Raw genomic sequence first — 25,025 nt, forward strand, 5'->3', positions numbered from 1 at the left:
CGCATTCGAGGGAGAGGATGGGCCCTACCTATAGCAGTCTTGCCGCAAGCCTGCACGCGCCAGTCGCAAGTTCACCCGCAAAACTCTGGTTTCTGCAGAAGATATTTGCGACCGCCGTTGACGACGAAGAGATCCTTCATGGCATCGCTCGGGAAGGCAAGGCAAGCCGCGCAAGAACTACTGCATGTCTCCTTAAATCGACCTCGATTTAAGGACGAAGACATGAAGCAACTCAAAGTGCTACAGCGACCTTTGCGCGTCTTATCAGACGCGCGGCGCTGTAGGCGCAGAGGTCGCCTCAGACCTCCTGCCCGCAGGCGCGGCGGAAGCGGCGTACCGTTTCGGCCATGCCGTATTCCAGCGCATCGGCCGTCAGCCCGTGACCGATCGAGACTTCGGCAAGATTGGGGATGTGCCGGGCGAGTAGCGGCAGGTTCGCGACCGTCAGGTCGTGCCCGGCATTGACGTCGAGCCCAAGGCTTGCGGCGATCGCAGCCGTGCGGCCGAGTTCACCGGCGATCTTCTCGGCCCCGGCCGGATCGTCATAGCAGCCGCCATAGGGGCCGGTGTAGAGCTCGATGCGGTCGGCGCCGGTCTCCTTGGCAATCCGCAGCGCCTCTTGATCTTCGTCACCGTCGGCAAACAGCGAAACGCGAAAACCCTTCTTCTTCAGCCGGCCGACGACATTGCCGAGCAGGTTGTGGTTCTTGCGGAAATCCCAGCCGTGGTCGGAGGTCGCCTGCGCCGGGTCGTCCGGCACCAGCGTCACCTGCTCCGGCCGGTGCGCCTCCACGAGGCCTAGGAACTCCTCGTTCGGATAGCCTTCCATGTTGAATTCCGTCTCCGGAAACGCCTCGTCGATCAGGTCGCGGATCGGCTGCAGATCGGTGAAGCGGATGTGGCGCTGGTCGGGACGCGGATGCACGGTGAGACCGGCAGCCCCCGCCTCGAGTGCGATGCGGCCAAGAGCGGTGACGGAGGGCCAGGGCAGATCGCGCCGGTTGCGGAGCATTGCGACGGCATTCAGGTTCACGGACAGTTTTGCAGGCATGTCTGAACTTTCCAGAAAGTGGACCCTGGCGGGCCCGGACGCAGGCAATGTAGTTGCAATGTTCTACTGCATAATTGCCGAAACCAGAAACGGTTTGAGGTCCGATTATGCAGCAATTCCAAGGAGGTTGCGCGCGCGGCGATGCGACGATTGCGCGCGGTTCGTTTGCCCGTCTTGTCTTGACCAAGTCTTGACAATCAACGCCTCTAATATGCGAGAAGGCTCAATGACGAACGGCGAAAATGGCCGGGTGGGCTTCCGCTGCCATCTGCCACAGGGAGAACCGCCGCAATTATTGCGTTTATTTCAGAAATACCTCAAACCTGCGGCCTGCTACCCCTGACAACCACCTTTTTTTTGGGCTTAACTTTCCGAATCAGATCGAATGGCCCCGCCCGCGCCTCGATCGCATTTCATAGATTTTTACTCATATGACACTGGAGCAAGAACGGATGACGACGGTCGAAAGACCCTGCGACGAGACGATTCGGCGGGCCCTCCGTCGGATCCTCGAAAGCAAGGCTTTCGCGCGTTCGGAGCGCCTCAGGGCCTTCCTCGCCTATGTGGTCGAGAAGGAGATGGCCGGCGAAGGCCATCAGCTCAAGGGCTATTCGATCGCGATCGACGTCTTCGGCCGGTCCCAGGCCTTCAACGCCGACAGCGACCCGCTCGTGCGCGTGCACGCCGGCAAATTGCGCAAGCTGCTCAAGGTTTTCTACGAGGGCGACGGTGCCGACGACGAATGGCGGATCGCCATTCCCAAGGGAACCTATGTTCCGGAGTACCAGCGCGTCCGCAACGAGGAAGAGCATCAGGCAGAAGTTTCGCCCCGCCAGCCGAAGCTGACGAAACGGCGCTTTGCCGGGCATCGGCCCGCCTGGCCGCCGGCGCCCTTCTCGTCGCCGCTCTCGGTGCTGACCGTGCTGCCGCTGCTTCTCTTCGCGCCGATGCCCTCGCAGGAAATGACGCTGGACATCGACGCGCAGGCAAAGCTCTTCAACGCGCGCCACGCGACCGAGCGGGTGCTGCCCTCCGTGCAGGTGAAGGTGATCGGCGCGGACAACGAGGACGCCAAGGCCTTCGCCACCGCGCTCCGCCTTGCGGCCCAGCGCCACAAGACGCTGGCCCGTGCCACCGATGGCGACACCGGCCGCCCCGTTTCGCGCAATTCCGACCTGTCTTTCACCGTGCAGGTGGCCTGGTACGACGCCCCGGCGCAGGGCATCCGCGTCACCCTCTCCCATGATGGCGAGAATATACCCCTGCGCCAGGACTTCATCACCTGGAAGCGGCTCGCGTCCGAGCCCGACCTGCTTTACGAGAGCATGTCGCTGGCCACGGAACTGTTTTCGCTCGACGGCGAGATCTACGAGCACGCCCGCCAGGAGCAGATCGAAAGCCCCCTCATGGGCTGCATGGCCGCCACCCAGCGCTATCGCAGGCACCTGACCCGGGGCGCCTTCGAGGAGGCTTGGTCCTGCCAGCAGAAGCTGTCGCCACTGCGCGGCGACGAACCGCTGTTCATCCTCAGCTCCAACAGCCCGCTCAAGGTCATCGGTCACTGACCGCGCCGGAGTGCGGCGCGCCTGTCGATACGCGCCAAGACCACAGCAACACCTTGAATTACTGCATGTTTCCCGAGGTCGGCGGCGACGGGAGCAAACAGGCGATCGCGACGGCACTACCAATTGGCGAAACGGCCGTCAGCCTACAATATTAAAGACTGGTCATATATTCGATTCGCGTATAACGTTGCACGCATGCGTTGGGAATGGATGCCTGGTTGCTCGTCAGGCAAGCATCGAGGTCCTGAGTAAACCGCGTCGTCCAAGCGGGATGCCCCAGCCGAGCAGCAGGCATTGTCGTTATCGGTCAACGAGTGCCTCAGCACGCGGACGCGTTCCGCACATTTGAGAGACCCGGTGATCGCCGCGCTTCCGGACGCGGACTGCGTGCACCCTGGGTCGGCCTCGATCCAGGTCACCGATGCGGAAAATCAAACGTTACAGCGATAACGCGCCGGATGGGCGCGGCCTGTAAACCGGGGACGATCGATATGCCGCGAGACCACTGGAAATACGAAGGCATGCTCGCCGCGCCCGACCGCGGCGGCTTCCTGCCCATCCTTCCCCTTCCAAATCATGACCCGACGGCCCCGCTGGCGATCGCCGACATGGCCGATGCCTTCGGCGTCACCCACCGCACCCTGCACTTCTACGAGGAGAAGGGTCTCCTGACCGCCGCCCGCATGGGGCCGATGCGGGTTTACAACGAAGAACACATCCGCCGCATGGCCGTCATCAACGCCTGTCGCGAGATCGACATGCCGATCGCCACCATCCTGGAGCTTCTGACCGGCCTTGCCGGCACCGAAGAACAGGCCGATGCCGACCACTTGTTTCGCGAGGCGCTGTTGGCGCGGCGCCGGGAACTTGCCGCCCAGCAGGCAAACCTGCGCCGCCAGATGCAGCGCATCACCGAGCTGCTCGAAACCAGCGACGGCAGCGGTGCCGCGGGCGATGATGGGGACCATGTCCACCTTTCCCCGATCGAAAGCGAATGCCTGACCTTCATGGCCGAAGGCTATCCGGCCTCGCGCATCGCCGGCCTGATGGAGATGGATGTCGCAGCGGCGCTGACCCTCGAAGCCGGCATCATTCGCAAGTTCGGCGCCAACAACCGCTTCCAGGCGATCGCCAAGGCCGTCATCGCCGGCATGATCTCGGCGGAGTGACCGAGGCGCCCCCGCGGCGGCTCTCGCCTTTGCCCATGCGCTCGCCGGCGTGAACAGTGCTGCCGCGCCCGGAATGAAGGAAGGCCCAAGCCTGCCGGCGGCCGGTCGTGGCACCCGTTCGCGCGCAATTCTCCCGGTTGATCGATAATCTGATGTCTTCAACGCCACGCTCATGTTACGAGGCGCTGAAACGACTGAAGTGAGATGCCCCGATGCTTCCCTGGATCCAGCTAGACCGCGCAACCATTCCCGGAGACGGCGACGAGTTGCGCCTGAAGCAGCGCGGCCAGGAATTTTCCATCATGCTCGGCTCGACCGAGTTGATGAACAGCCGGCTGAGCGGTTCGGAAGAGGCGCTGGCAACGCTCGCCTACGAGCGGATCGCCGGCGGCAAGAACCTGAGCATGCTGATCGGCGGCCTCGGCATGGGGTTTACCTTGCGGGCGGCCCTCGCTGTGCTGCCGGACGATGCCCGCGTCACCGTCGCCGAACTGGTGCCGGCCGTCGTCGACTGGGCACGCGGCCCCATGGCCGATCTTCACAAGGGCACGCTCGACGATCCGCGCGTTACGATCCACATCGGCGATGTCGGCGCGCTGATCCGCTCGAAGAAGGCCGCCTACGACGCCATCCTTCTCGATGTCGACAACGGCCCGGACGGTCTGACCCGCCCCTCCAACGACAGCCTCTACAGCCATACCGGCCTTCGCGCCGCCCAGGCAGCACTTCGGCATGGTGGCGTGCTCGCCGTCTGGTCGTCCGCGCCGGACAGCGCCTTTACCCGCCGCTTGCGCGAGGTCGGCTTTGCCACCGACGAGGTGAATGTGCGCGCCAACGGCAAGCGCGGCGGGGCTCGCCACGTGCTCTGGATGGCGACCAAAAAGTAGCCGGTCCCACCTGCGGCCGGCCCTTCATTCGTGACGCCGCACGAGCTTCGGCCGATGTCGCCGGCGTCGCCCGCTGCGCAAGGCGCGGCTTGAAACCGAGATCGGGTTGCCTGCTGGGTCCTTGGTCTTGGCCAACTGATGGCCGTTGGCCCGATGGATGGCTCCGAACACCGGCCCTTCTCCAATCGGCGTGTCGAGGTCAAGCTCTTCTCGCTCGTCGCCCGCCTTCGACCCGAAGAAGACATTGCCGGTCGTGAAATTAGAGCAAATGCTTTCGGAGGAAATGCCTCGCTTTTATGAAACTCCATGTTTGGGGCCTGTTTGTTAGCGAGCCATTCTCGCCGAGGACATCACTGATCGGATAGGCAAGGAGCTGAGACGCTTCATTCCGGTCCCGTGCGCTTCCTGCTCCCGTCAGGATACTAGCGGCAGCGGATTTGCTGGACATCAGAAGAAACAACTCCGGATGGCAAAAGACCGGATCGTAAGCAAGACCGACTGCAAACGACCTAGATCGGTTTATGTCAGATACGGCGATTTCTTCTTCAATCTCGCGCGCGGCCTCATTGAAAAGGTCAACAGGGCCATCGCTGGCAGCAGGTTCCGCGTAGCCCCCGATGAGGTAAAGGCCTCCAGGGTTCTGATCAGCCGCCAAACTTCTCACTGTGACAATCACTTGGTCGTCTGCAGTGAGCACAATAGCCGTCAGTCCAAGCGGATCGGCGCGCTCCGCATCCGTGTGCTCGACGATAAATTCGGGGTGGCGCGTTACCAAATAAGCGGAAAATGAGGTGCGATTTGCAGAAACAATTAGCCGTCCATCTTCAAGTTGATGAGATGCCATCCGCAATAAAGCGCCATCGAAGGCTGAAGGCCGCCTGGCACGGACAATATCCCAATTCGATTTTCGAGCCGCTGCCACTGCTGTAGGCAGCCGAAACTCTCCTGATAGACGGCAGTGTATTCGATCCACGGAAATGCTGAACGATTGATCTTCAAACAAATGTTCACTCCTAACCCGTGTTCGGCTCCATAGGCGGCAAGACAGGACAGTAGAGAAATTTGAAAGGGCCACAATGACTGCAGTCGAAATCGCGTCCGCTATGCTGACAAAAGGCCTCTCGCACATCGAACACCAGCTTGACCGGCGAATGGCCACGCCGCTGGACTTTTGGACGCCGGATGGATCAGCAGATTGGCGCCCCCATCTCGCGGGACCAGTTCGATCAGACGGTCGCCCGCCTCGTGCAACTTCTGAAAACGAAGTGCTTATCAGCTTACGGTCACTTCCGCGTCGTGCGCATAAAGAAAGATCCTGTTGATCGGCAACGTCGCCCCTACCCGTCGGTCGCGTCAGCCTCGATCAGCGAGATCGGTCAGCGAACGATGGTCAGCCGCTCCGCCGCGCGGGTGATGGCGGTATAGAGCCAGCGCTCGCGGGTATCGCGGAAGGCCCAGCTCTCGTCGAAGAGCACGACGTTGTTCCACTGCGAGCCCTGCGCCTTGTGCACCGTCAGCGCATAGCCGTAGTCGAACTCGTCGTAGCGCTTGCGTGTCTGCCAGGGGATCTCGCCCTCGACATCCTCGAAGGCGGCCTTCAAGAGCTTGATCTTGGCGGCACCGCGATCCATGTCGTCGTCTTCCGGCCGGATCATCAGGTTGATGCCAGGCTTCACCGTTTCCTTCGACGAGCTCATCACCTGCCACAGCGAGCCGTTGAGCAGGCCCTTGGCCGGATCGTTCCTGAGGCAGACGAGCTTGTCGCCGGACTGCGGATAGTCGCTGGTGAAGCCCTTGAGCTCGCGCAGGCGCTGGTTGTAGCGCCGGCGGGTCCGGTTGGTGCCGACCAGCACCTGGTCCGCTTCCAGCACCAGTTCCTGGTTCACCTGCCCGCGGCCGATCACCTGCGTGGTGCCATAGTCGCCATGCATGATCTCATTGCCTTCGCGTACCTGCATGGCGAGCTGGATGATCGGGTTGTCACGCGCCTGGCGATGGATGTCCGTCAGCAGGTAGTCCGGCTCCTGATTGGTGAAGTAGCCGCCGCCCGAAACCGGCGGAAGCTGGCCCGGATCGCCGAGCACCAGGATCGGCGTGCCGAAGCTCATCAGGTCCTTGCCGAGCGCCTCGTCGACCATCGAGCATTCGTCGACGATGATCAGCGCGGCTTTCGCGACCGGGCTCTGGCGGTTGATCGCAAACATCGGCGCGATCGAGGTCTTGCCGGTTTCCTCGTCGGAAACCTCTTCCTCGCCGCGAGGACGATAGATCAGCGAGTGGATCGTCTTGGCGTTGCTGGCGCCCTTGGAGCGCAGCACCTGCGCGGCCTTGCCGGTGAAGGCGGCAAACAGCACCTCGCCATCGACATGCTCGGCGAAATAGCGCGCAAGCGTCGTCTTGCCGGTGCCGGCATAGCCGAACAGCCGGAAGAGCGGCGAGCGGCCTTCTTTCAGCCACTGCGAAACGGCCTTGAGGGCCTCATCCTGTTGCGGTGCGAACTGCATGAGGTTGAGTGTCAGGATTCGGGCGGCACAAGCAAGCCCGGATTTATGGGCTGCGCCGATGCTGCGACGGCCGTTTGGAAGGCGTTTTTCGGCAACTGAGAAAATTGCCACGCAAAATCAATGTCTTTTCGCCTGATCGCGGCTGTCCGGCCGTTCGGATCAGAGATGTTTTGTTCACGTTTTTTTCTCATAACCGGCCTTCAATCACACGGCCGCGGCAGCGCTCCGCTCAATTTCGGCTGCCGATGGCTGTGGCACTTTCTTGCCGTGCCCCTTGAATGCAACGCCGCATTGTTGCTAACGAGCGGGACGGGATGGCGCTGCAGTGCAGACCATCGCTCGAAGCCCGTTGAGGCCGGCCACGAATGGCCGCTCCCGCCTTTTCCGGGCCATGCCGGAGAATGCCCGTGACGACCGACAAGCTAAAAGCCGCGTCCCCTCCGGAAAAGGTCGGCATCGGACGGCTGGCGCCGTGGCTGCAATGGTGCCTGCTTTCGGCCTTCTCGCTCGTGCTTGCCACCTGCTTCGAATTCATCGGCCTTCCCGCCGGGCTGCTGATGGGGCCGATGCTCGCCGCAGTCCTCGTCGGCATGAATGGCGGCACGATCCGCCTGCCGCGCCAACTGTTTTTCTGCGTACAGTTCATCCTGGCGATGATGATCGCCGGCGCCATGACGCCGGGCATGCTCGCAACCTTCTCCGGCAACTGGCCGCTGTTCCTCGCCGTCATTCTCTCGGTCATCGCCGTCAGCACGCTCTGCGGCTGGGTGATCACCCGCATGCGCATCCTGCCGGGCACGACGGCGATCTGGGGCTCGTCCGCCGGCGCCGCCTCGACCATGCTCTTGATGGCCGATGCCTACGGGGCGGATGCCCGCCTGGTCGCCTTCATGCAATATCTGCGCGTGATCTTCGTCGCCAGCACCGCAACCGTGGTGGCGCATATGTGGGTCACCGGTGCGGAAGCCGATGAGACCACCCATTGGCTCGCGCCGGTCGCGGGCCTCCCCTTCCTCGCCACCATCGCCGTCGGGCTCGGTGCTGCCCTCGCCGGCCGCTTTTTGCGCGTGCCGGCGGGCGCCTTTCTGCTGCCCTTCCTCCTCGGCGCCGTGCTGAACGTCACCGGCGTCATGACCACGGTGCTGCCGCAGTGGCTGCTGGCCTTCTGCTTTGCGCTGCTCGGCTGGAACATCGGCCTTGGCTTCACCCGCCAGATCCTCATCCACGCGCGCCGCGCCCTGGTGCCGACCGTCCTCTCGATCATCGTGCTGATCTCCTTCTCGAGCCTGCTCGCGGTGCTGCTGATCAAGGTCGTCGGCATCGATCCCCTCACCGCCTATCTCGCCACCAGCCCCGGCGGGCTCGACTCGATCGCCGTCATCGCCGCCTCCAGCAATGTCGACCTTTCCTTCGTGATGGCGCTGCAGACCGCCCGCCTGCTGATCATCACCATGATCGGCCCGGCGCTCGCCCGCTTCGTCGCCGACCGGGCTTGAACCGCTCGCCGTCCGGCTTTGCCGAAACTGCCACCAGTTTTCCGGGAATAAATCCGCCGCGCACCGTGTCTCATGATCGGATCTGCAAGCATGCGGCTCTTGCGGAAACGGGACTAGAGCATCCCGCGGCCCCTGCGGCAACGGGACTAGTCTAGGAGGCATTTGCCCGTTTCCGGATACGAAAACCATCTTGAGGAAGGACAATTGCCATGAAAACGTTTCCATTGACGATCGCCATGCTGCTTGCCGCCGGCGCCACGGCGTTTGCCGCGCCACCGGTCAAGGAAGTCGAATCGGCCAAGGGCAAGGTACTGGCCGCCGAAAACGGCATGACGCTCTATACCTACAAGGACGACCATGGCGGTGTGTCCAGTTGCTACGACAAGTGCGCCGCGAATTGGCCGCCCTTCCTGGCGGAAGCCAGCGCCAAGGCCGAAGGCGCCTATACGCTCGTCGAGCGCAAGGACGGGAAGAAACAATGGGCGAAGGACGGCATGCCGCTTTATTTCTTCGTCAAGGACAAGAAGATGGGTGACATTACCGGCGACGGCGTGAAGGGCGAATGGGATGTCGCAAAGCCGTAATGGCGGAAATGCGGATGCGGGGGGCGATCCCCCCGCATCCGACCGGTTCGAGGAGGATGTGCTGGCATTGGTGCCGGCACTGAGGCGCTATGCGCGCAGCCTCGTGCGTTCGGACCCGGACGGCGAGGACCTGCTGCAGGACTGCGTGGAGAAGGTGCTGGCGCGCCGCGCGCAGTGGCGTGGCGTCAATCTGCGCGCCTGGGCTTTCACCATCATGACCAATCTCGGGCGCAATCGGCACCGTTACCTCGCCATGCACCCGCAGGTGGCGCTGGACGAGGATCTGGGGCTCGAGGCAGAGAACCGCGAGAGCGATCCGCTCGAGCGCTCCAGGCTCGAACGGGCGCTGAACGGCCTTTCCTCAGAAAACCGTTCGGTGCTGATGCTCGTGGTGATCGAAGGGTATCGCTACCAGGACGTGGCCGAGATGATGGCCATTCCGATCGGCACTGTCATGTCGCGGCTCTCACGCGCCCGGCGCCAGTTGGCCGAAGCCATGAAGGACGACAATGTGATCAGCATGCGGAGACCGAAATGACGGAAGATTTCAACACCGTCTCCGAAGACGACCTGCACGCCTATGTCGACGGTTTCTTGACCCCGCGGGAACGGCAACGGGTCGAGCAATGGCTGGAGCGCAACCCCGCGCGCGCCGAGGAAGTCAGGCAATGGCAGGCGCAGGCGGTGGACCTCCGTGCGCTTTTCGCCGGCTACGCCCGCAGCGACGCACGCGACCGCGCCTTGCTCTTAAGCAGCAGCCATAGCGATCTTCCCCAGCCGAACCCGGGCAGGAACAACGGCAAGGACACAGGTTCCGCCATCCGCCGTCTGCGCGCCATCGCCGCCGGTCTCGCACTTTTTGCCGCCGGCGGGCTCACCGGCCTCTATGCACCCGCGCTGCTTTCGGCCGATCGCGGCGGCCGTGCGATCGAGACCGCCGACAGCCTGCCGCGACAGGCGCAATCGGCCTTCCTGGTCTATGCCAGCGAAGTGCGCCACGCGGTCGAAGTTGGCGCCGACGAGCAGAGCCATCTTGCCAACTGGCTCGGAAAACGCCTCGATCACCCGCTGTCGATCCCCGATCTCTCCTCGCTCGGCTTCTCCCTGGTCGGCGGCCGGCTGCTGCCGGTCAACGGCAAGGCGGGGGCGATGTTCATGTATGAGGATGGCACCGGGCGCCGGCTGACCGTTCTTCTCGGCCGCAACGACGACAACCGCGAAACCAGTTTCCGCATCGACAGCGCCGACGGCGTCGAGACCTTCTACTGGATCGACGGTCCGATCGGCTACGCCGTCACCGGCGAGGTGCCGCGCAACCTGCTGCAGCAGGTGGCCGACGAGTGCTACCGCCAGTTCGACAAGAGCGAGGCGACGGGAAGCTGAGGCGGCGACGTGCCGTCTCACTTGCGCGTTTTCATCCGCTCAGAAGAAGCCGAGCAGCTTGTAGCGGGTCTTGCGGCGCGCGTCGTTCCAGAACATGCGGAACAGCAGGAACCGCGTCCACGGCGACATCGGCGGCAGCTTGTCCTTCAGCCGATAACAGCCGACCGTATATTCCCAGCGCTGCGCAAATTTCTCCCTAAAGGTCTTGGCCCCATAGCGCTGAACCGACCCCGAACCCTCGATGAAATGGAACTCGGGCCCCTCCACATAGGCGACGAGATCGCGCACCACGAACTCCGTGATGATGTAGGAGGCGCCAGTCCAGGGATAGCTGAACTCGGCATAGCGGCGCAGCAGAATCTCGAGGCTGCCTTGCGAGCGATAGATGCCGTACACCCATTCCGACGGATAGCTGAGATTGCGCGGGATCTTGCCGTCGCGGATGCGTTGGGCAAAATTGAAGACGTCGCGGTTGGGCCTGGCAAGGCGCCCCTTGCCATTGTTGATCCGCCGGACGTCCGAAGTCCCCAAGAGCTTGGTCTCGTCCGCTTCGAGCGCGGCGACGAGGCGCGACAGGTAGTCGAGCGTCGAATAGTCGTCGCAGGCCCGGAGGCAGAAATATTCGCCGAACTCGGTACCGAGGCGGAAGCACTTGAGAAAGTTCTCGTCGGCGTCGAGATGCACCTCGTTCTCGAGCACCTCGAAGCGAGGATCTTTGGCGGCAAAAGCCCTGGCGATCTCCAGCGAACCATCGGTCGACCGGTTCTCGACGATGATGGCGCGAAAATCCCTGAAATCCTGGTCCGCGATGCACTGCAGGCACTTTTCCAAGGTCTTCGCCCCATTGAAGACCGGAAACAGAACGACGAGTTTCGCCTTCTCCATTCTCACTCCAAGCAACTGGCCGGGCGGCGCCTCAGGCACGCTCAAGCCGCGTAATGAATCCGAGATCCAGCAATTGTCTCGATCCGGTAAAGCGCACCGATACGTCCGACGCCAATTGCAGGCCGCCGTCGTTTGCAATGCTCTCCTTGATCTTCACATAGACGGCAGAGGCATCGAAATATTGACCGCCTGCCGCCGCCGCGTCGACGACCTCGGCATAGTCGGCGAAGAACTTGAAATGCAAGAGCACGCCCATGGCGGCCGGGAAATTCCTGTCATAGGGCAAGGGCTGATGGATGCTGGGGCCGAAGCAGCACGCGCCGTCCCAGAACATCAGCGGATATTTGACCATTTCGAGGTCAGTGCCGAACTTGCGCTGGCGCGGTCCGCCCTTGACGCAAAAGGCTCGCTTCATCGCGCACATCGTATAGCCGGCAGCGTCGAAATGATCGGCGATCTCCCAGGGAGCCTGCTGCTTCAGCTTCTCGACGTCGGCGCGCTCGAGGTCGACCGGATACATGTCGAGCATGGGTGCCAGCAGGCGGCGCGCGCCCATGCGCTCCAGCGCCGGAATGAGCCAGCCGAGCCCGCGTTCCTCATAGCCGTCGTAGACGAGGTACTCGTCGGAATCGACATTGACGTACCACCGGCCGGTGCCATAACGCTCGAACAGCGTTTCCCGCCACTCGCGCCCGCGCCGCGCCTCCTTGAAACGGACGATGGACGACCAGACGTCGACGTCCGGCTGCGCCACCAGATATGCGCGTGTGCCGTCGGATGAGACGTCGTCAACGCAGATGAAGCGTGTTACCCCGAGCTTGCGGTAATGCGCCAGGAACGACGGCATCAGCTTGAGATCGTTATGGGTGATGAACATCAACGGGATATCGCCCGACCCCAAGGTCGCCGGCCCCCGCGCGTTGAGGCATGTCAGCTCGTGCCGGCGCTTCTTTTTCCTTTCCCGCCGGGCTATCCTTTTCGTTTCCAGCCATGTGCCGAGGCGCTGGAGCGGCGTTCTTCTGAACATGTCCGCCGCCGCCTCCATGGAGGAAAAAGGATATCGCGTCTCGCCCACGGCAAGCTCCGGATCGTTTAGATTAGCAGCCTCTACGTGAAAATCCGACTGCAATCAACTTGCGAAAGACTCGGACCGGAGCCTTCGGCGTCAGGGGCGCTCAGGATCGTTGGCGAGCACGATCGGCTGGCCATGCGGCGTCGCTTCCGCCGCCCGCTGCCAGCTCCGCGTCAGGTGTTCCAGCTCGCGGCAGGAGGCGATCGAGAGTTCGGTGACGAGGCGCGAGAGCGCTGCCACCCAGCAGTCGTAATAGTCGCTGGCGTCCGCCTTGCGGCCGGGCTTGTAGAGTTCGGCCGAAAGCGCCTCGGCCCATTCCGGCCAGGAGAACACGCCCTTTTCGTGCAGGCGCACGGTCATGGCGAAGGCGTTCGCCTGCCAGGGTTCGGCAAAGACCGGATCGCCCTCCGGCGATTTCGGCAGCTCAGCCGAGGCGACGAGCGGCGACACCACCTTACACGTGTTCAAGATAGCTCTCCCAGGCATCGATCGAGACCGTCAGCGTCGGGTCGACGCCCTCGCCCCAGATCTCGGGCCCATCGAAGACGACGGTATAGACCCATTGCGGATTTTCGCCGCGGCCATGGGCGTTATCATCCGGAAAGACGAAGGAGCCCTGCACCGCCTCCACCCGGCCGAGTTTGGCGCGGGCATAGCGCGGCAGGCGCGTATGGGTTTCCGGATTGAAATTCTTCGTGCGCACCCGGTCGCCAACGGTAAAGCGCGGCGCGGTCTCGACCGGACGGTCGCAGGGGCCACCCTTGGCGAGCACGCCGGCGACCATGTCGGCCTTCAGCACCCGCTTCGGGGTCGCCCCCTGTTCCAGCCTGTGGCCGGCGTCGAGTTCGGCCTGGCTCACGAAGCCGTGGCGCTTCAGCAGCGTCTCCAGCGCCCGCGTCCAGATCTCGTAATAGCTCGCCGAAAGATAGGTCGCCGGCGGCAGGCTTTCGCGCGCATGCCGGCTTTCGTCGATCGTCCAGGCGCCGAAGGCACCGCAGGAGAGCGTGATGCCGAGCGCCCGCTTCTCCCATTCCGCATGAAAATAGGGCTCGTCCTTTTCCGGCGCCACCGGCCCGAGGCCGTGTGCGCCGCCGAGATCGTGGGGGCCGTTCATCGGACCGCCTCCGCGGAAAGCGCCAGACCGGTACCGATCATGGAATCGCGCGTCACCAGGCCAGCCAGTTCCTCCTCGCTGAAGCCTTCGGTGCCCGCAGGCCGTTCCGGCACCACGAGATAGCGCAGTTCCGCCGTCGAATCCCACACACGGATACGGGTCGCCTCCGGCAGCGTCACGCCGAACTCCGAAAGCACTCCGCGCGGATCGATGACGGCGCGCGAACGATAGGGCGGCGCCTTGTACCAGACCGGCGGCAGGCCGAGCACGGACCAGGGGTAGCAGGAGCAGAGCGTGCAGACGACGAGGTTATGGGTGTCGGCCGTGTTGAAGACGGCGCGCATGTGCTCGCCCTGGCGGCCCGTAAAGCCGAGGCTGGCGATCGCTGCCGTGGCGTCACGCTTCAGCCACTCGGCGAAATCGGCATCGACCCAGGCCTTCGCCACCACGCGCGCGCCGTTGCGTGGGCCGATCTTCATCTCGTAGGTCTCGACGATCGCATCGATCGCCGCCGGATCGATCAGCCCCTTCTCCGTCAGCACCGTCTCCAGCGCCTTCACCCGCGCTTCCATGTCGGTGAAATGGTTGTCGTGATGGTGATGGTGATGGCCGTGGCCGTGATGGTGTTCGGACATGCCTGGCTCCTCCGCCGGGAAATCGCTGTCATTACTACTGCATGTCTCCTTAAATCGAGCGCGATTTAAGGACAAAGACATGCAGCAAGTCAAAGGGCCACAGCGACCTTTGCGCGTCTCAGAAGACGCGCGGCGCTGTAGTGCAGAATCACGCTCGCCGAAACCGGCGGGCAGCTCCACGCCTTCCGGCCTTTCGCTATTTCAGCATCGGCCAGAGGCTGACGACGAGCAGCACCGCCATGGTGATGTTGAACCATTTCAGCCGTGACGGCTCGGACAGCCATTGGCGCAGCGCCGAGCCGAAGCCCGCCCAGGTGGAGACGCTCGGCACGTTGACCAGCGCAAAGACGAGACCAACGACGAGAACGCTTATCAGATAGCTCTCGCTGCTGGTATAGGTCGCCATGGCCGAAACCGCCATGACCCAGGCCTTGGGATTGACCCACTGGAAGGCGGCGGCGGCAAGGAAGGTCATGGGCTGTGCACCGGCCTTGCCTTCACCTAGGGAACGCGAGGTGCCGATCTTCCAGGCGATCCAGACGAGATAGGCGCCGCCGGCAAATTTCAGCGTGGTGTAGATGAGCGGCACGGAATGCAGCAGCGCACCGAGGCCGAAGCCGACGGCGATCAGGAGCACGAAGAAACCGGCGCCGATGCCCAGCATATGCGGCACGGTGCGCACGAAGCCGAAATTCACGCCCGATGCGAAGAGCATCATGTTGTTCGGCCCCGGCGTGATCGATGTGGTAAATGCGAACAAAAACAGCGCCAGCAGCGTATCGGCCTGCATGGGTTCCTCCCGTCTAATTGGGTCAACATAATTGACCTATTGGCCGGCACCAGCCGCGAACTTGTCACCATGACAAATTGACGAAGGCCATCTTCAACGACTTTCACGCGAGATTAGCCGCCTGCAGCGCAAGAGAGCCTTGCTCGAGGACGTGGGCTCGAAAGCGCGCGACTTTGCGCTAGATTGGCGATCTGACCGGACGACCGCCGTCCGACCTATGCGCCTGCGAGGAGAACAGCATGCATGACCCGATCCCGACAACGACGCTGCCCGATGGCCGCCGCGTGCCCGTATTGGGGCAAGGCACATGGCGCATGGGCGACGCGCCCGCGCGTGCGGCCGACGAGGTGAAGAGCCTGCAGCTTGGCCTCGATCTCGGCCTGGCGCTGATCGACACGGCGGAAATGTACGGCGACGGCGCCTCGGAGCGGATCGTCGGCGAAGCGGTGCGCGGCCGGCGCGACGAGGCCTTCATCGTCAGCAAGGTGCTGCCGTCGAATGCCAGCCGGCTCGGCACCGAGGCCGCCTGCGAGCGCAGCCTGAAGCATCTCGGCGTCGACCATATCGACCTCTATCTGCTGCACTGGCGCGGCGGCTATCCGCTGGCCGAAACGGTTGCGGCTTTCGAGGCACTGAAAAAGGCCGGCAAGATCCGCGCCTGGGGTGTCTCCAACTTCGACGTCGACGACATGGAGGAACTTCTGTCGGTGCCGGACGGCCGACACGTCGCAGTCAACCAGGTGCTCTACAACCTCTCGCGCCGCGGCATCGAGTTCGACCTTCTGCCCTGGTGCCAGCAGCGTGGCATCGCGATCATGGCCTATTCGCCGCTCGACGAGGGTCGGCTGCTGCGCAATCCCGATCTCATCCACATTGCCAAGGCGCACCAGGCGACCCCGGCCCAGATCGCCCTCGCCTTCCTCAAGACCCGCCCCGGGGTGATCTCGATCCCGAAGACCGGCTCGGTGACACGCGCCCGCGAAAACCGCGATGCGATGGACATTCACCTGACGGCGGACGACCTCGCCGACCTCGACCGCGCCTTCCCGCCGCCGAAGCGCAAGCGCTCGCTGGAGATGATTTGAGGGTTGGCCGCGCAAGCGAGCCTTATCGGCTTTCGATCTCCACCACCACCTTGCCCTTGGCGCGGCCGGATTCCAGGTAGGCAAAGGCTTCCGAAACGTTCTTGAACTGATACACCCGGTCAATGACGGGCCGGACCGCCCCAGTCTCGATGAGATCGGCAAGCTCGGCAAGCTCGGTCCCATCAGGATGCATGAAAAGATAGCGGTATGTGACGTCATGTTTCCTGGCGACGGCGCGTATCCTGTAGGATGCAAGCCAGAAAAGCGTCGTCAGGAACACGCCACCGCCGAGATCCTTCCGCGCGGTCTCGGGCTCGGGCATGCCGGCAATGGAAACCACCTTTCCGCCGCGCTTGACCACGCCGAACGACCTTTCGAGCGCTTCGCCGCCAAGCAGATCGAAGACGCCGTCCATCTCGTGCAACCGCTCCTCGAACCGTTGTGTCGTATAGTCGATCACCACATCCGCGCCGAGCTCTTCGACCAGCGCACGGCCACGAGGCGATGCCGTGGTCGTCACCTCTGCCCCCAGCCTTTTTGCCAACTGAATGGCGAAGGTGCCCACGCCCCCAGCGCCGCCGGATATGAAGATCCTGTTGCCCTGCTTGACGTCGAGTTCGTCGCGAAGTGCCTGCAATGCGGTGAGACCGGCGAGTGGCACGCCAGCCGCGGCGCAGAAATCGATCGATGCGGGCATCTTCGCCAGAAACTTTTCGGGAACGACCGCATACTCGGCCAAGCCGCCCATGGCATCCTTGGGCATGCGCGCAAAGACACGGTCTCCCGGCGTGAAGGACGTGACGTTCTCTCCCAGTTCCTCCACCACGCCGGCGAGTTCGTTGCCCATGACGATCGGCAATGGATAGCGCTGGACGATCCTCAGAGCACCTTCGCGCGTCTTGTAGTCGACAGGATTGAGACCTGCGGCATGCACCCGGACAAGCAGTTCGCCGCGCGCCGGTCGCGGACGCGGTACGTCGCGCAAATGCGCGGCGTCAGGACCGCCATATCGTGTGAGAACCAATGCCCGCATCGTGGAGCTCATCCGGCACCCGATATCTTCGGATTTCCATCCGGGATAAGTCGACGAGAAATGCCGGCGAAGTCAACCGAGCGAATGGTGTAACAGCTTCCGCCTGCCCCTCATCCGGCCTGCCGGCCACCTTCTCCCCGCCTGCGGGGAGAAGGAAACGCGCAGCAACCGCCCGGTACAAAGACACCGAGTGCTACCTGCACATATTGGTTTTGGGAGATCAGGAAAGCCGCGGCACGCTCGGCGTCGTCCCCTCTCCCCGCCTGCGGGGAGAGGGTTAGGGTGAGGGGCAATTCCCTCTCACCTGCTCAACAATCACATGCCCTGCGGGCCGCGGTTCATCGCCGCGATGCCGGTGCGGCAGACTTCGATGAGGCCGAGCGGCTTCATGATGGCGATGAACTGCTCGATCTTCGACGGCTTGCCGGTGATCTCGAAGACGAAGTGCTCAATGTTGGCGTCGATGACCGAGGCACGGAAGGCGTCGGCGAGACGCAGCGCCTCGACACGGTGTTCGCCCGAGCCCTGGACCTTGACGAGCGCCAGTTCGCGCTCGATCGGCCGGTCATGGCCGAGACTGGCGGCACGCACCGTCAGGTCGACGACGCGGTGCACCGGTACCAGCCGCTCGAGCTGGTTCTTGATCTGGTCGAGCACGTGCGGCGTGCCGCGCGTCACGATGGTGATGCGCGACAGGTGCGCCTCGTGTTCCGTTTCCGAAACCGTGAGGCTTTCGATGTTGTAGCCGCGGCCCGAGAACAGGCCGATGACGCGGGCAAGGACGCCCGGCTCGTTGTCGACGAGAACCGAAAGCGTGTGGGTTTCGGCAAGCTCGGTTTCCTTGGCAATGAAATAGGCGGAGCCGGTCGGTTGAAGGTGTGCGCTCATTCTATTGTTCCTGTCCCTATCTCAAACCAGCTGGCGGCCCTTGGCGTCGATCGCATTGGCGACCGCCTCGTCCGTTGCCTCGTCGGGCAAAAGCATCTCGTTGTGTGCCTTGCCCGAGGGGATCATCGGGAAGCAGTTGGCGAGGTTGGCGACGCGGCAATCGAAGATGACCGGCTGCGGCGTGTCGATCATCTGGCGGATCGCCTCGTCGAGCTCGCTCGGCTTGTCGCAGCGGATGCCGACGCCGCCATAGGCTTCCGCCAGCTTGACGAAGTCAGGCATCGCCTCGGTGTAGGAGTGCGACAGGCGGTTGCCATGCAAGAGCTGCTGCCATTGCCGCACCATGCCCATGTACTGGTTGTTGAGGATGAAGATCTTGACCGGCAGGCCGTACTGAACGGCGCAGGACATTTCCTGGATGCACATCTGGATCGAGGCGTCGCCGGCAATGTCGATGACGAGGCTCTTCGGATGAGCGACCTGAACGCCGATCGCCGCCGGGAAGCCATAACCCATGGTGCCGAGGCCGCCCGAGGTCATCCAGCGGTTCGGCTGCTCGAAGCCGAAGAACTGCGCCGCCCACATCTGGTGCTGGCCGACTTCCGTGGTGATGTAGGTGTCGCGGTCCTTGCTGAGCTCGTAGAGCCGCTGGATCGCGTATTGCGGCATGATGACTTCGTCGTTCGGCGTGTAGGCGAGCGAGTTGCGGGCGCGCCACTTGGCGATCGTCTCCCACCAGTCCGAGAGACGCGCCTTGTCGGCCGACTTGGAGGCCGCGCGCCACAAGCGAACCATGTCTTCGAGAACCGTACCGACATCGCCGAGGATCGGCACGTCGACGCGGACGTTCTTGTTGATCGACGAGGGGTCTATGTCGATGTGGATCTTCTTGGAGTTCGGCGAGAACGCATTGAGGCGGCCGGTGATGCGGTCGTCGAAGCGCGCGCCGATGCAGACCATGACGTCGCAATCATGCATCGCCATGTTGGCTTCGTAGGTGCCGTGCATGCCGAGCATGCCGAGCCAATTCTTGCCGGAGGCCGGATAGGCGCCGAGCCCCATCAGCGTCGAGGTGATCGGGAAGCCGGTGAGCTCGACCAGTTCACGCAGGAGATGCGAGGCCTGCGGGCCGGAATTGATGACACCGCCGCCGGAATAGATGATCGGCTGGCGCGCGCCCTTCATCAGTTCGACCGCTTCCTCGATCTTCTTGAGGTCGCCCTGGGTCTTCGGCTGATAGCTCTTCTGGGTCGGGACGGCAGACGGCGGCGTGTAGGTGCCGGTCGCGAACTGGATGTCCTTGGGGATATCGACGACGACCGGGCCCGGGCGGCCGGACTGGGCGACGCGGAAGGCCTCATGGATGATGCGGGCGAGATCGTTGACGTCCTTGACCAGCCAGTTGTGCTTGGTGCACGGCCGGGTGATGCCGACGGTGTCGCATTCCTGGAAGGCGTCCGAGCCGATCAGCGCTGTCGGAACCTGGCCGGAGATGCAGACGAGCGGGATCGAGTCCATCAGCGCATCCTGCAGCGGCGTCACCGCATTGGTGGCGCCGGGACCGGATGTGACCAGCATGACGCCGACCTTACCGGTGGAGCGGGCATAGCCTTCGGCCATGTGGCCGGCGCCCTGCTCATGGCGGACGAGAATGTGCTCGATCTCTTCCTGCTGGAAGATTTCGTCATAGATCGGAAGCACGGCGCCGCCCGGATAGCCGAAGATATGCTCGACGCCGTTGTCTTTCAGTGCCTGGAGAACGATCTCCGCACCTGTCATCTGGTTTTCTGTTCCGCTCATTGACCTGCTTCCATCCCTTTTCCAGTTGGGTGCTTAGCTTGTTTGAAGGCATAAAAAAAGGCCCCGTCAGGAGCCTCGTTCAGCGCATGGGTGGCTATCGCCGGATGGTTACACCATCCTGCCCATGCGCCGTCCCACCACAAGAATAACCGCGAAATTTTTCATGGGGCGAGTTGATAAACACAAAACCCCCATGCGTCAACGGCTTTTCGGGGCTGGCGGGCATGTTGGCATCTGTGCCGAAGCGAAGGTAGCGCAGGGATACCCTTTTCCTGCGACGCCTGTTCGCACGCGGCTTTCGGGTCGCTTCCCTTGAAAGCTTGCCCTGCTCCTCCACTTTCATAAGGGTGTTGCCAACGCTACGAACGTGGGAGCCCTGCTGCATGTTTCCGGAAGATCGAGACCGATCGAAGGACGTGCAGAAAGCCAAGCGTTACAGCGGCCTGCTGGCCACAGATATTTCAACAGAGCACATCGCCCTGCTGTTCGTCCGCGTTGACCGGCAGCGCTGAGAGCGTCGAGGGCCTCCCCTTCGTTTTCTCGATGAAGGGAGATGAAAATGGCAAAGGTCGTTTGCGTCCTCTACGACGATCCGGTCGACGGATATCCCAAAAGTTACGCGCGGGACGGGCTGCCGAAGCTCGAGCGCTACCCTGGCGGCCAGACGCTTCCCACGCCCAAGGCGATCGATTTTCAGCCGGGGATGCTGCTGGGCAGTGTCTCGGGTGAACTGGGCTTGCGGCCGTTTCTCGAAAACCTGGGGCACAGCCTGGTCGTCACCTCCGACAAGGACGGTCCCGACAGCGCCTTCGAGCGCGAGCTCGTCGACGCCGAGATCGTGATCTCGCAACCCTTCTGGCCAGCCTACCTGACCGCCGAAAGGATCGCCAAGGCGAGCAAGCTGAAACTCGCAATCACCGCCGGCATCGGCTCGGACCACGTCGATCTCCAGGCGGCGATCGACCGCGGCATCACCGTCGCCGAAGTAACCTATTGCAACTCGATCAGCGTGTCCGAGCACGTGGTCATGATGATCCTCAGCCTCGCGCGAAACTATATTCCTTCCTACCAGTGGGTCGTGAAGGGCGGGTGGAATATCGCCGATTGCGTCGCGCGTTCCTACGATATCGAGGGCATGGAGATCGGCACGGTCGGCGCCGGGCGGATCGGCAGCGCCGTGCTGCGCCGGCTGAAGCCGTTCGACGTCAAGCTGCACTATACCGACCGCCACCGGTTGCCCGACGCGGTCGAGAAGGAGCTCGGCGTCACCTTCCACAAGACGGCGGCGGAGATGGTGCCCGTCTGCGATGTCGTCACCATCAACGCGCCGCTCCACCCGGAGACGGAAGACCTCTTCGATGCGGCGATGATCGCCAGGATGAAGCGCGGCGCCTATCTGGTGAACACGGCGCGCGGCAAGATCTGCAACCGTGACGCCGTTGCGCAGGCGCTGGAAAGCGGCCAGCTCGCGGGCTATGCCGGCGACGTCTGGTTCCCGCAGCCGCCGCCGAAGGACCATCCCTGGCGGTCGATGCCGCATCACGGCATGACGCCCCATATTTCCGGATCGTCGCTGTCCGCCCAGGCGCGTTACGCCGCCGGCACGCGGGAGATACTGGAATGCTGGTTCGAAGGCAGGCCGATCCGCGAGGAATACCTGATCGTCTCGGGCGGCAAGCTCGCCGGCACCGGCGCGCACTCCTATAGCGCAGGCGATGCGACGCGCGGATCCGAGGAGGCGGCGCGCTTCAAGGGCTGAAGTCGCAGTTTCCGGCGCGCTCCGGGTCTCCCGGATCTCGGGGTCGATCGGCTCCGGCCGTACCCCGCCTCAGGCGGAGACGGCCAGCGCCGGGTAGTCGATGTAGCCCTTCTCGGTGCCGCCGAAGTAGGTCATGCGGTCGGCCTCGTTCATCGGCGCATCGGCCTTCGGCCGATGAACGAAGTCCGGGTTGGCCAGCACCATCTGGCCATAGGCTTAGATGGGCCGGTCCGCCGCGCACCCGACGCGGGCGATCATCTTCCGGCCCTCATGAGAACACGCTAAAGTATCCGTGACAGGCGGAGAGCGGGATGGCAAACGGGCGCGTCGAGCGGCGACTTGCGGTCATCATGGCCACCGATATTGTCGGCTATTCCCGTCTGACGGAGGCCGACGAAACCCGCACGCTCGACACGATGAAGCGGTTGCAGACGTCCATCCTTGCGCCCGGCATCACGGCTTGCGGCGGCCGGATCGTCAAGCTGATGGGCGACGGCACGCTGGTCGTCTTCAACTCCGCCGTCGATGCGGTGGATTGTGCCATATCGCTGCAAGAGGCGCTGGCTTGCGACCAGCAGGAGCAGCCGACCGAGGATCGCATCCTCGTCAGGATCGGCATCAACCTTGCCGACGTCGTTATCGACGGCGACGATCTGCTCGGCGACGGCGTCAACGTCGCCGCCCGCCTGCAGGCCTCGGCCACCCCCGGCGGCATCTGCATCGCCGATGTCGTCCATCGGCAACTCGGCGCCAAGTGCCGTTCGGCCTTCCTCGACGGTGGCGAGATCGCACTGAAGAACATCACCCGCCCCATCCACGTCTGGCACTGGACGGACGCGCCGGCGATCGGGCCGGCGGCATCGCAGGCCTGCGCGCGCCCCTCGATCGCGGTGCTGCCCTTCGAGAACTTGAGCGGCTCGCCGGACCAGACTTTCTTCAGCGACGGGATCACCGAGGATATCATCGGCGGCCTCGCGCGGTTCCGCTCGCTTTCCGTCACCGCCGCTAGTTCGTCCTTCAGCTTTCGCGGCAAGCATGCCGACATGCGAGAGATCGGCCGGAAGCTTGGTGTTACCTACCTCGTCGAGGGCAGTATCCGTCGCGCCGGCGAACGGATTCGCATCACCGCGCAACTGGTTGAAGCTGCCAGCGGAGCGCACCTTTGGTCGGAGCATTACGACCGCAGCCTGACGGATATCTTCACGGTGCAGGACGAGGTGACGCGGACGATCGTGTCGACCCTAATCGGGCAGATCGAAACCGCCGATCTGCACCAGGTGCTGCGAAAGCCGACGACCAGCCTCGCGGCCTACGAGTTCTACCTGCGGGGACTTGTGCACATCCGCGGCTACGAGCCCGACGACAATCAGCTGGCCCATGCGATGTTCCAGGCGGCTGTCGACCGCGACCCGCAGTTTGCGCTGGCTCATGCCTACTTGGCGCTCGCCATCATCGCCGAGCGCGGCTACGGCAACGCGCCGACGGACGTTCTCGATCAGGCGTTGGCGTTGGCGCGAAAGGCCGTCTCGCTCGATGAGGGTGAAGGCGGCTGCCAGCGCTTGCTGGCGCTTATTCACGTCAATCGCCGCGAATTCGACCTGGCGGAGCGGCATTACCGCCGCGCCTATCTGCTGAACCCGAACGACGCCAATACGCTGGTGCAGATGGGCGGACTCTTTGCCCGGCGCGGGAAGCTCGATGAGGCGATGGAGTGGATCAACGAGGGCTTCCGGCTGAACCCGTTCCCACCGCCCTGGTACAACGCGGCCCTGGGCAATGCCCTCTACATTCTCGGTCGTTACGAAGAGGCCGCGGCAGCGCTGAAGGAGTTGCCCAATCCCGGCCCGTTCACCCTCGCCCGCCTTGTCGCCTGCCATGCGCAGGCCGGCAACACTGCCGCCGCCGAGGAAACGAAGACCCAGCTTCTGCGAGTCTGTCCGGACTTCTCGACAGAAGGCTTCATCCACCGCGGCCTATTGCTCGAGCGAGACGAGCACCGTGACCTGTTCCGCCAAGGCCTGCTGAGGGCGGGACTGCCAAAATGAAGCGACGGCCGTTAACACCGCCTCACGGCTGCACTTGCGGCGGCAGCAGAAACAGCGTCATGCCGAAAATCACATAGACCGTCAGCGCCAGAACGCCCATGTACCAGGCCGAGCGACCGCTGTTGGAAAGCAGCGTCGCTGCCATGGTCGCGATCAGCATCATGACCACCGCGCCCGGCCAGAGTTGCAGGTCCATCGGCCGCGGGCCGATCACGTAGCTCAGGAGAACCAGCAGCGGCGCGACGAAGAGCGCGATCTGGGCCGCGCTGCCGAGCGCGACGCCGACGCTCAAATCGAGCCGGTCCTTGCGCGCCGCCGAGAAGGCCGTCGCAATTTCGGCGGCGGCGCCGACAAGGGCGACCACGACGAAGCCGACGAAAGCCGGCGTCATGCCGAGCTCCTCGGCAGCCACTTGCACCGATCCCACGAAGACCTCGCTGACCAGCGCCACGAGTACCGTGACCGCCAGCAGCACGCCGATGCCCGTCGCCAGCGGCCAGTGCACGCCATCCTCGCCATGCTCGGAGCCGGCAGAGGTGAAGAGCTCGCGGTGGGTGCGGAGCGAAAACAGCATCCAGAGCCCATAGACGACGATCAGCACGATGGAGAGACCGGCGCTCAGCTGCTGGGTAAAGGCGGTTTCCGGCAGGCCGTCGGCACTGCCGATCAGCGATGGCACCAGCACGGCGACGGTCGCCAGGAACAGGAGACTCGCCTGGAAGCGTGCATTCACCCGGTTGAACTCCTGGAGATGGTAGCGCAGTCCGCCGAAGAGAAATGCGCCGCCCAGCATGAACAGCGTGTTGGTGACGATCGCACCGGCGATCGATGCCTTGACCAGCAGGTACTGGCCGGCATTGAGCGCCATCAGCGCGATGACGAGTTCCGTCAGGTTGCCGAGCGTGGCGTTGAGGAGAGCACCGATCGTATCGCCGGTTCGTGCCGCGACCGCCTCCGTCGCCTGGCTGAGAAGCGCCGCAAGCGGCACGATCGCGGCCACCGACAAGAGGAAGAGCAAGGTGTGTGCGCCGGGCCAGATATGCTCTCCCGCGATTGCCACGGGCACGAAAACGAGCAGCCACAGAATGGGTGTCCGGCGAACATATTCAAACGCATTGGCCATAATCGTTCCCCCTCGCCAACCCCGCAGGCGCCGGTGATCTGCACACGCCTCACGGTCGTCCGATCGGCCGGGAGAGCGACGAATGCGGTTGGTCACCAGCGACTATTCCGTATGGGGCACGGGACCGCATTGACTTTGATCAAGTCACACGTTGGAC

The 25,025-nt window shown here is 63.4% G+C and carries 25 protein-coding genes and 1 pseudogene; 11 read left to right on the plus strand and 15 right to left on the minus strand.

The genetic code is table 11. The features are described from left to right. Positions 1-298 precede the first annotated feature (298 nt). Positions 299-1,051: a pyridoxine 5'-phosphate synthase gene (locus BHMPCIPO_RS12880; RefSeq protein ID WP_173517108.1), complete on the minus strand. Its 753-nt coding sequence runs from the start codon at positions 1,049-1,051 to the stop codon at positions 299-301. Between the two features lie 452 nt (positions 1,052-1,503). Between BHMPCIPO_RS12880 and BHMPCIPO_RS12885 the strand changes: the two genes are divergently transcribed. From BHMPCIPO_RS12885 to BHMPCIPO_RS12895, 3 genes are all read left to right on the plus strand, one after another. Beyond that, the gene (locus BHMPCIPO_RS12885) at positions 1,504-2,616 is read left to right on the plus strand and encodes a hypothetical protein (RefSeq protein ID WP_173517109.1); all 1,113 of its coding nucleotides are present in this window, start codon (positions 1,504-1,506) and stop codon (positions 2,614-2,616) included. A gap of 491 nt (positions 2,617-3,107) precedes the next feature. Next, positions 3,108-3,785 carry a MerR family transcriptional regulator gene (locus BHMPCIPO_RS12890; protein WP_173517110.1) on the plus strand — a complete coding sequence of 226 codons (678 nt, stop codon included), beginning with the start codon at positions 3,108-3,110 and terminating at the stop codon, positions 3,783-3,785. A gap of 212 nt (positions 3,786-3,997) precedes the next feature. Then, on the plus strand, positions 3,998-4,672 hold the full coding sequence (locus BHMPCIPO_RS12895) for a spermine/spermidine synthase domain-containing protein (RefSeq protein WP_173517111.1): 675 nt from the start codon (positions 3,998-4,000) through the stop codon (positions 4,670-4,672). Positions 4,673-4,931: 259 nt separating this feature from the next. Here BHMPCIPO_RS12895 and BHMPCIPO_RS12900 read toward each other — a convergent pair whose 3' ends face one another. The 3 genes from BHMPCIPO_RS12900 to BHMPCIPO_RS12910 form a co-directional block, all read right to left on the minus strand. Next, complete coding sequence (locus BHMPCIPO_RS12900) at positions 4,932-5,675, minus strand: NUDIX hydrolase (RefSeq protein ID WP_173517112.1); 744 nt, start codon at positions 5,673-5,675, stop codon at positions 4,932-4,934. A gap of 373 nt (positions 5,676-6,048) precedes the next feature. Beyond that, on the minus strand, positions 6,049-7,176 hold the full coding sequence (locus BHMPCIPO_RS12905) for an ATP-dependent DNA helicase (protein WP_173517113.1): 1,128 nt from the start codon (positions 7,174-7,176) through the stop codon (positions 6,049-6,051). An 11-nt stretch (positions 7,177-7,187) separates the two neighbouring features. Further along, positions 7,188-7,367 (minus strand): hypothetical protein, encoded by a 180-nt coding sequence (locus BHMPCIPO_RS12910; RefSeq protein WP_173517114.1) that lies wholly within the window; start codon positions 7,365-7,367, stop codon positions 7,188-7,190. A 216-nt stretch (positions 7,368-7,583) separates the two neighbouring features. Between BHMPCIPO_RS12910 and BHMPCIPO_RS12915 the strand changes: the two genes are divergently transcribed. The 4 genes from BHMPCIPO_RS12915 to BHMPCIPO_RS12930 all read left to right on the plus strand — a co-directional run bounded on the left by BHMPCIPO_RS12915 (position 7,584) and on the right by BHMPCIPO_RS12930 (position 10,639). Beyond that, a complete protein-coding gene (locus BHMPCIPO_RS12915) occupies positions 7,584-8,672 on the plus strand; it encodes an AbrB family protein (RefSeq protein WP_312033028.1) in 1,089 nt (362 codons plus the stop codon). Positions 8,673-8,881: 209 nt separating this feature from the next. Further along, entirely contained in the window at positions 8,882-9,256 is a 375-nt protein-coding gene (locus BHMPCIPO_RS12920; protein ID WP_173517116.1) for a COG4315 family predicted lipoprotein, read from the plus strand. Beyond that, positions 9,240-9,794 (plus strand): RNA polymerase sigma factor, encoded by a 555-nt coding sequence (locus tag BHMPCIPO_RS12925; RefSeq protein ID WP_173517117.1) that lies wholly within the window; start codon positions 9,240-9,242, stop codon positions 9,792-9,794. Before BHMPCIPO_RS12920 ends, BHMPCIPO_RS12925 begins: the two co-directional genes overlap by 17 nt. Continuing rightward, a complete protein-coding gene (locus BHMPCIPO_RS12930; protein ID WP_173517118.1) occupies positions 9,791-10,639 on the plus strand; it encodes an anti-sigma factor family protein in 849 nt (282 codons plus the stop codon). The genes BHMPCIPO_RS12925 and BHMPCIPO_RS12930 overlap by 4 nt, the downstream gene beginning before the upstream one ends. A 39-nt stretch (positions 10,640-10,678) precedes the next feature. Here the strand turns inward: BHMPCIPO_RS12930 and BHMPCIPO_RS12935 are convergent, their stop codons facing one another. The 6 genes from BHMPCIPO_RS12935 to BHMPCIPO_RS12960 all read right to left on the minus strand — a co-directional run bounded on the left by BHMPCIPO_RS12935 (position 10,679) and on the right by BHMPCIPO_RS12960 (position 15,135). After that, positions 10,679-11,524 (minus strand): glycosyltransferase family 2 protein, encoded by an 846-nt coding sequence (locus BHMPCIPO_RS12935; RefSeq protein WP_173517119.1) that lies wholly within the window; start codon positions 11,522-11,524, stop codon positions 10,679-10,681. A 31-nt stretch (positions 11,525-11,555) separates the two neighbouring features. Further along, complete coding sequence (locus BHMPCIPO_RS12940) at positions 11,556-12,551, minus strand: glycosyltransferase family 2 protein (protein WP_173517120.1); 996 nt, start codon at positions 12,549-12,551, stop codon at positions 11,556-11,558. Between the two features lie 138 nt (positions 12,552-12,689). Further along, on the minus strand, positions 12,690-13,064 hold the full coding sequence (locus tag BHMPCIPO_RS12945) for a nitrile hydratase accessory protein (RefSeq protein WP_246304311.1): 375 nt from the start codon (positions 13,062-13,064) through the stop codon (positions 12,690-12,692). Beyond that, the gene (nthB, locus tag BHMPCIPO_RS12950) at positions 13,051-13,710 is read right to left on the minus strand and encodes a nitrile hydratase subunit beta (RefSeq protein WP_173517122.1); all 660 of its coding nucleotides are present in this window, start codon (positions 13,708-13,710) and stop codon (positions 13,051-13,053) included. The genes BHMPCIPO_RS12945 and nthB overlap by 14 nt, the downstream gene beginning before the upstream one ends. After that, positions 13,707-14,345, minus strand: a complete 639-nt coding sequence (gene nthA / locus BHMPCIPO_RS12955; RefSeq protein ID WP_173517123.1) for a nitrile hydratase subunit alpha — start codon at positions 14,343-14,345, stop codon at positions 13,707-13,709. The genes nthB and nthA overlap by 4 nt, the downstream gene beginning before the upstream one ends. Before the next feature lie 196 nt (positions 14,346-14,541). Continuing rightward, the gene (locus BHMPCIPO_RS12960; protein ID WP_173517124.1) at positions 14,542-15,135 is read right to left on the minus strand and encodes a LysE family translocator; all 594 of its coding nucleotides are present in this window, start codon (positions 15,133-15,135) and stop codon (positions 14,542-14,544) included. Between the two features lie 239 nt (positions 15,136-15,374). On the opposite strand from BHMPCIPO_RS12960, the gene BHMPCIPO_RS12965 reads away from it, so the two are divergent. Continuing rightward, positions 15,375-16,220 carry an aldo/keto reductase gene (locus BHMPCIPO_RS12965; protein ID WP_173517125.1) on the plus strand — a complete coding sequence of 282 codons (846 nt, stop codon included), beginning with the start codon at positions 15,375-15,377 and terminating at the stop codon, positions 16,218-16,220. A 22-nt stretch (positions 16,221-16,242) separates the two neighbouring features. On the opposite strand, the gene BHMPCIPO_RS12970 is transcribed toward BHMPCIPO_RS12965, so the two are convergent. The 3 genes from BHMPCIPO_RS12970 to BHMPCIPO_RS12980 all read right to left on the minus strand — a co-directional run bounded on the left by BHMPCIPO_RS12970 (position 16,243) and on the right by BHMPCIPO_RS12980 (position 19,941). Then, positions 16,243-17,265 (minus strand): NADP-dependent oxidoreductase, encoded by a 1,023-nt coding sequence (locus BHMPCIPO_RS12970; protein WP_246304312.1) that lies wholly within the window; start codon positions 17,263-17,265, stop codon positions 16,243-16,245. A 303-nt stretch (positions 17,266-17,568) separates the two neighbouring features. Continuing rightward, positions 17,569-18,141, minus strand: a complete 573-nt coding sequence (gene ilvN, locus BHMPCIPO_RS12975) for an acetolactate synthase small subunit (RefSeq protein ID WP_173517126.1) — start codon at positions 18,139-18,141, stop codon at positions 17,569-17,571. A gap of 21 nt (positions 18,142-18,162) precedes the next feature. Next, positions 18,163-19,941, minus strand: coding sequence for an acetolactate synthase 3 large subunit (locus BHMPCIPO_RS12980; protein ID WP_173517127.1), 1,779 nt, complete (start codon positions 19,939-19,941; stop codon positions 18,163-18,165). A 383-nt stretch (positions 19,942-20,324) separates the two neighbouring features. Between BHMPCIPO_RS12980 and BHMPCIPO_RS33460 the strand changes: the two genes are divergently transcribed. Both BHMPCIPO_RS33460 and BHMPCIPO_RS12985 read left to right on the plus strand, forming a co-directional pair. Further along, positions 20,325-20,453 (plus strand): hypothetical protein, encoded by a 129-nt coding sequence (locus BHMPCIPO_RS33460; protein ID WP_282439034.1) that lies wholly within the window; start codon positions 20,325-20,327, stop codon positions 20,451-20,453. Between the two features lie 47 nt (positions 20,454-20,500). Beyond that, positions 20,501-21,700: an NAD-dependent formate dehydrogenase gene (locus BHMPCIPO_RS12985; RefSeq protein WP_173517128.1), complete on the plus strand. Its 1,200-nt coding sequence runs from the start codon at positions 20,501-20,503 to the stop codon at positions 21,698-21,700. Between the two features lie 69 nt (positions 21,701-21,769). Here BHMPCIPO_RS12985 and BHMPCIPO_RS12990 read toward each other — a convergent pair. Beyond that, a pseudogene (locus BHMPCIPO_RS12990) lies at positions 21,770-21,913 on the minus strand (alkene reductase); the annotation flags it as partial. A gap of 98 nt (positions 21,914-22,011) precedes the next feature. On the opposite strand from BHMPCIPO_RS12990, the gene BHMPCIPO_RS12995 reads away from it, so the two are divergent. Continuing rightward, positions 22,012-23,745 (plus strand): adenylate/guanylate cyclase domain-containing protein, encoded by a 1,734-nt coding sequence (locus BHMPCIPO_RS12995; RefSeq protein ID WP_173517129.1) that lies wholly within the window; start codon positions 22,012-22,014, stop codon positions 23,743-23,745. A gap of 22 nt (positions 23,746-23,767) precedes the next feature. Here BHMPCIPO_RS12995 and cax read toward each other — a convergent pair whose 3' ends face one another. Beyond that, positions 23,768-24,868 carry a calcium/proton exchanger gene (gene cax, locus BHMPCIPO_RS13000; protein ID WP_173517130.1) on the minus strand — a complete coding sequence of 367 codons (1,101 nt, stop codon included), beginning with the start codon at positions 24,866-24,868 and terminating at the stop codon, positions 23,768-23,770. Positions 24,869-25,025 lie beyond the last annotated feature (157 nt).

The sequence above is a fragment of the Ensifer sesbaniae genome (genome assembly GCF_013283665.1).
GTDB classification, from domain to species: Bacteria; Pseudomonadota; Alphaproteobacteria; order Rhizobiales; family Rhizobiaceae; genus Ensifer; species Ensifer sesbaniae.

What these genes read in the sequence shown, in the direction of transcription:
- BHMPCIPO_RS12960 (WP_173517124.1), bottom strand. Translation starts at nt 15,135, where the DNA reads ATGCAGGCCGATACGCTGCTGGCGCTGTTTTTGTTCGCATTTACCACA.
- BHMPCIPO_RS33460 (WP_282439034.1), top strand. Translation starts at nt 20,325, where the DNA reads ATGTTTCCGGAAGATCGAGACCGATCGAAGGACGTGCAGAAAGCCAAG.
- BHMPCIPO_RS12980 (WP_173517127.1), bottom strand. Translation starts at nt 19,941, where the DNA reads ATGAGCGGAACAGAAAACCAGATGACAGGTGCGGAGATCGTTCTCCAG.
- BHMPCIPO_RS12930 (WP_173517118.1), top strand. Translation starts at nt 9,791, where the DNA reads ATGACGGAAGATTTCAACACCGTCTCCGAAGACGACCTGCACGCCTAT.
- BHMPCIPO_RS12910 (WP_173517114.1), bottom strand. Translation starts at nt 7,367, where the DNA reads ATGAGAAAAAAACGTGAACAAAACATCTCTGATCCGAACGGCCGGACA.
- ilvN (WP_173517126.1), bottom strand. Translation starts at nt 18,141, where the DNA reads ATGAGCGCACACCTTCAACCGACCGGCTCCGCCTATTTCATTGCCAAG.
- BHMPCIPO_RS12970 (WP_246304312.1), bottom strand. Translation starts at nt 17,265, where the DNA reads ATGAGCTCCACGATGCGGGCATTGGTTCTCACACGATATGGCGGTCCT.
- BHMPCIPO_RS12935 (WP_173517119.1), bottom strand. Translation starts at nt 11,524, where the DNA reads ATGGAGAAGGCGAAACTCGTCGTTCTGTTTCCGGTCTTCAATGGGGCG.
- BHMPCIPO_RS12985 (WP_173517128.1), top strand. Translation starts at nt 20,501, where the DNA reads ATGGCAAAGGTCGTTTGCGTCCTCTACGACGATCCGGTCGACGGATAT.
- BHMPCIPO_RS12890 (WP_173517110.1), top strand. Translation starts at nt 3,108, where the DNA reads ATGCCGCGAGACCACTGGAAATACGAAGGCATGCTCGCCGCGCCCGAC.
- BHMPCIPO_RS12880 (WP_173517108.1), bottom strand. Translation starts at nt 1,051, where the DNA reads ATGCCTGCAAAACTGTCCGTGAACCTGAATGCCGTCGCAATGCTCCGC.
- nthB (WP_173517122.1), bottom strand. Translation starts at nt 13,710, where the DNA reads ATGAACGGCCCCCACGATCTCGGCGGCGCACACGGCCTCGGGCCGGTG.
- BHMPCIPO_RS12965 (WP_173517125.1), top strand. Translation starts at nt 15,375, where the DNA reads ATGCATGACCCGATCCCGACAACGACGCTGCCCGATGGCCGCCGCGTG.
- BHMPCIPO_RS12940 (WP_173517120.1), bottom strand. Translation starts at nt 12,551, where the DNA reads ATGTTCAGAAGAACGCCGCTCCAGCGCCTCGGCACATGGCTGGAAACG.
- BHMPCIPO_RS12885 (WP_173517109.1), top strand. Translation starts at nt 1,504, where the DNA reads ATGACGACGGTCGAAAGACCCTGCGACGAGACGATTCGGCGGGCCCTC.
- BHMPCIPO_RS12905 (WP_173517113.1), bottom strand. Translation starts at nt 7,176, where the DNA reads ATGCAGTTCGCACCGCAACAGGATGAGGCCCTCAAGGCCGTTTCGCAG.
- nthA (WP_173517123.1), bottom strand. Translation starts at nt 14,345, where the DNA reads ATGTCCGAACACCATCACGGCCACGGCCATCACCATCACCATCACGAC.
- BHMPCIPO_RS12920 (WP_173517116.1), top strand. Translation starts at nt 8,882, where the DNA reads ATGAAAACGTTTCCATTGACGATCGCCATGCTGCTTGCCGCCGGCGCC.
- cax (WP_173517130.1), bottom strand. Translation starts at nt 24,868, where the DNA reads ATGGCCAATGCGTTTGAATATGTTCGCCGGACACCCATTCTGTGGCTG.
- BHMPCIPO_RS12895 (WP_173517111.1), top strand. Translation starts at nt 3,998, where the DNA reads ATGCTTCCCTGGATCCAGCTAGACCGCGCAACCATTCCCGGAGACGGC.
- BHMPCIPO_RS12995 (WP_173517129.1), top strand. Translation starts at nt 22,012, where the DNA reads ATGGCAAACGGGCGCGTCGAGCGGCGACTTGCGGTCATCATGGCCACC.
- BHMPCIPO_RS12925 (WP_173517117.1), top strand. Translation starts at nt 9,240, where the DNA reads ATGTCGCAAAGCCGTAATGGCGGAAATGCGGATGCGGGGGGCGATCCC.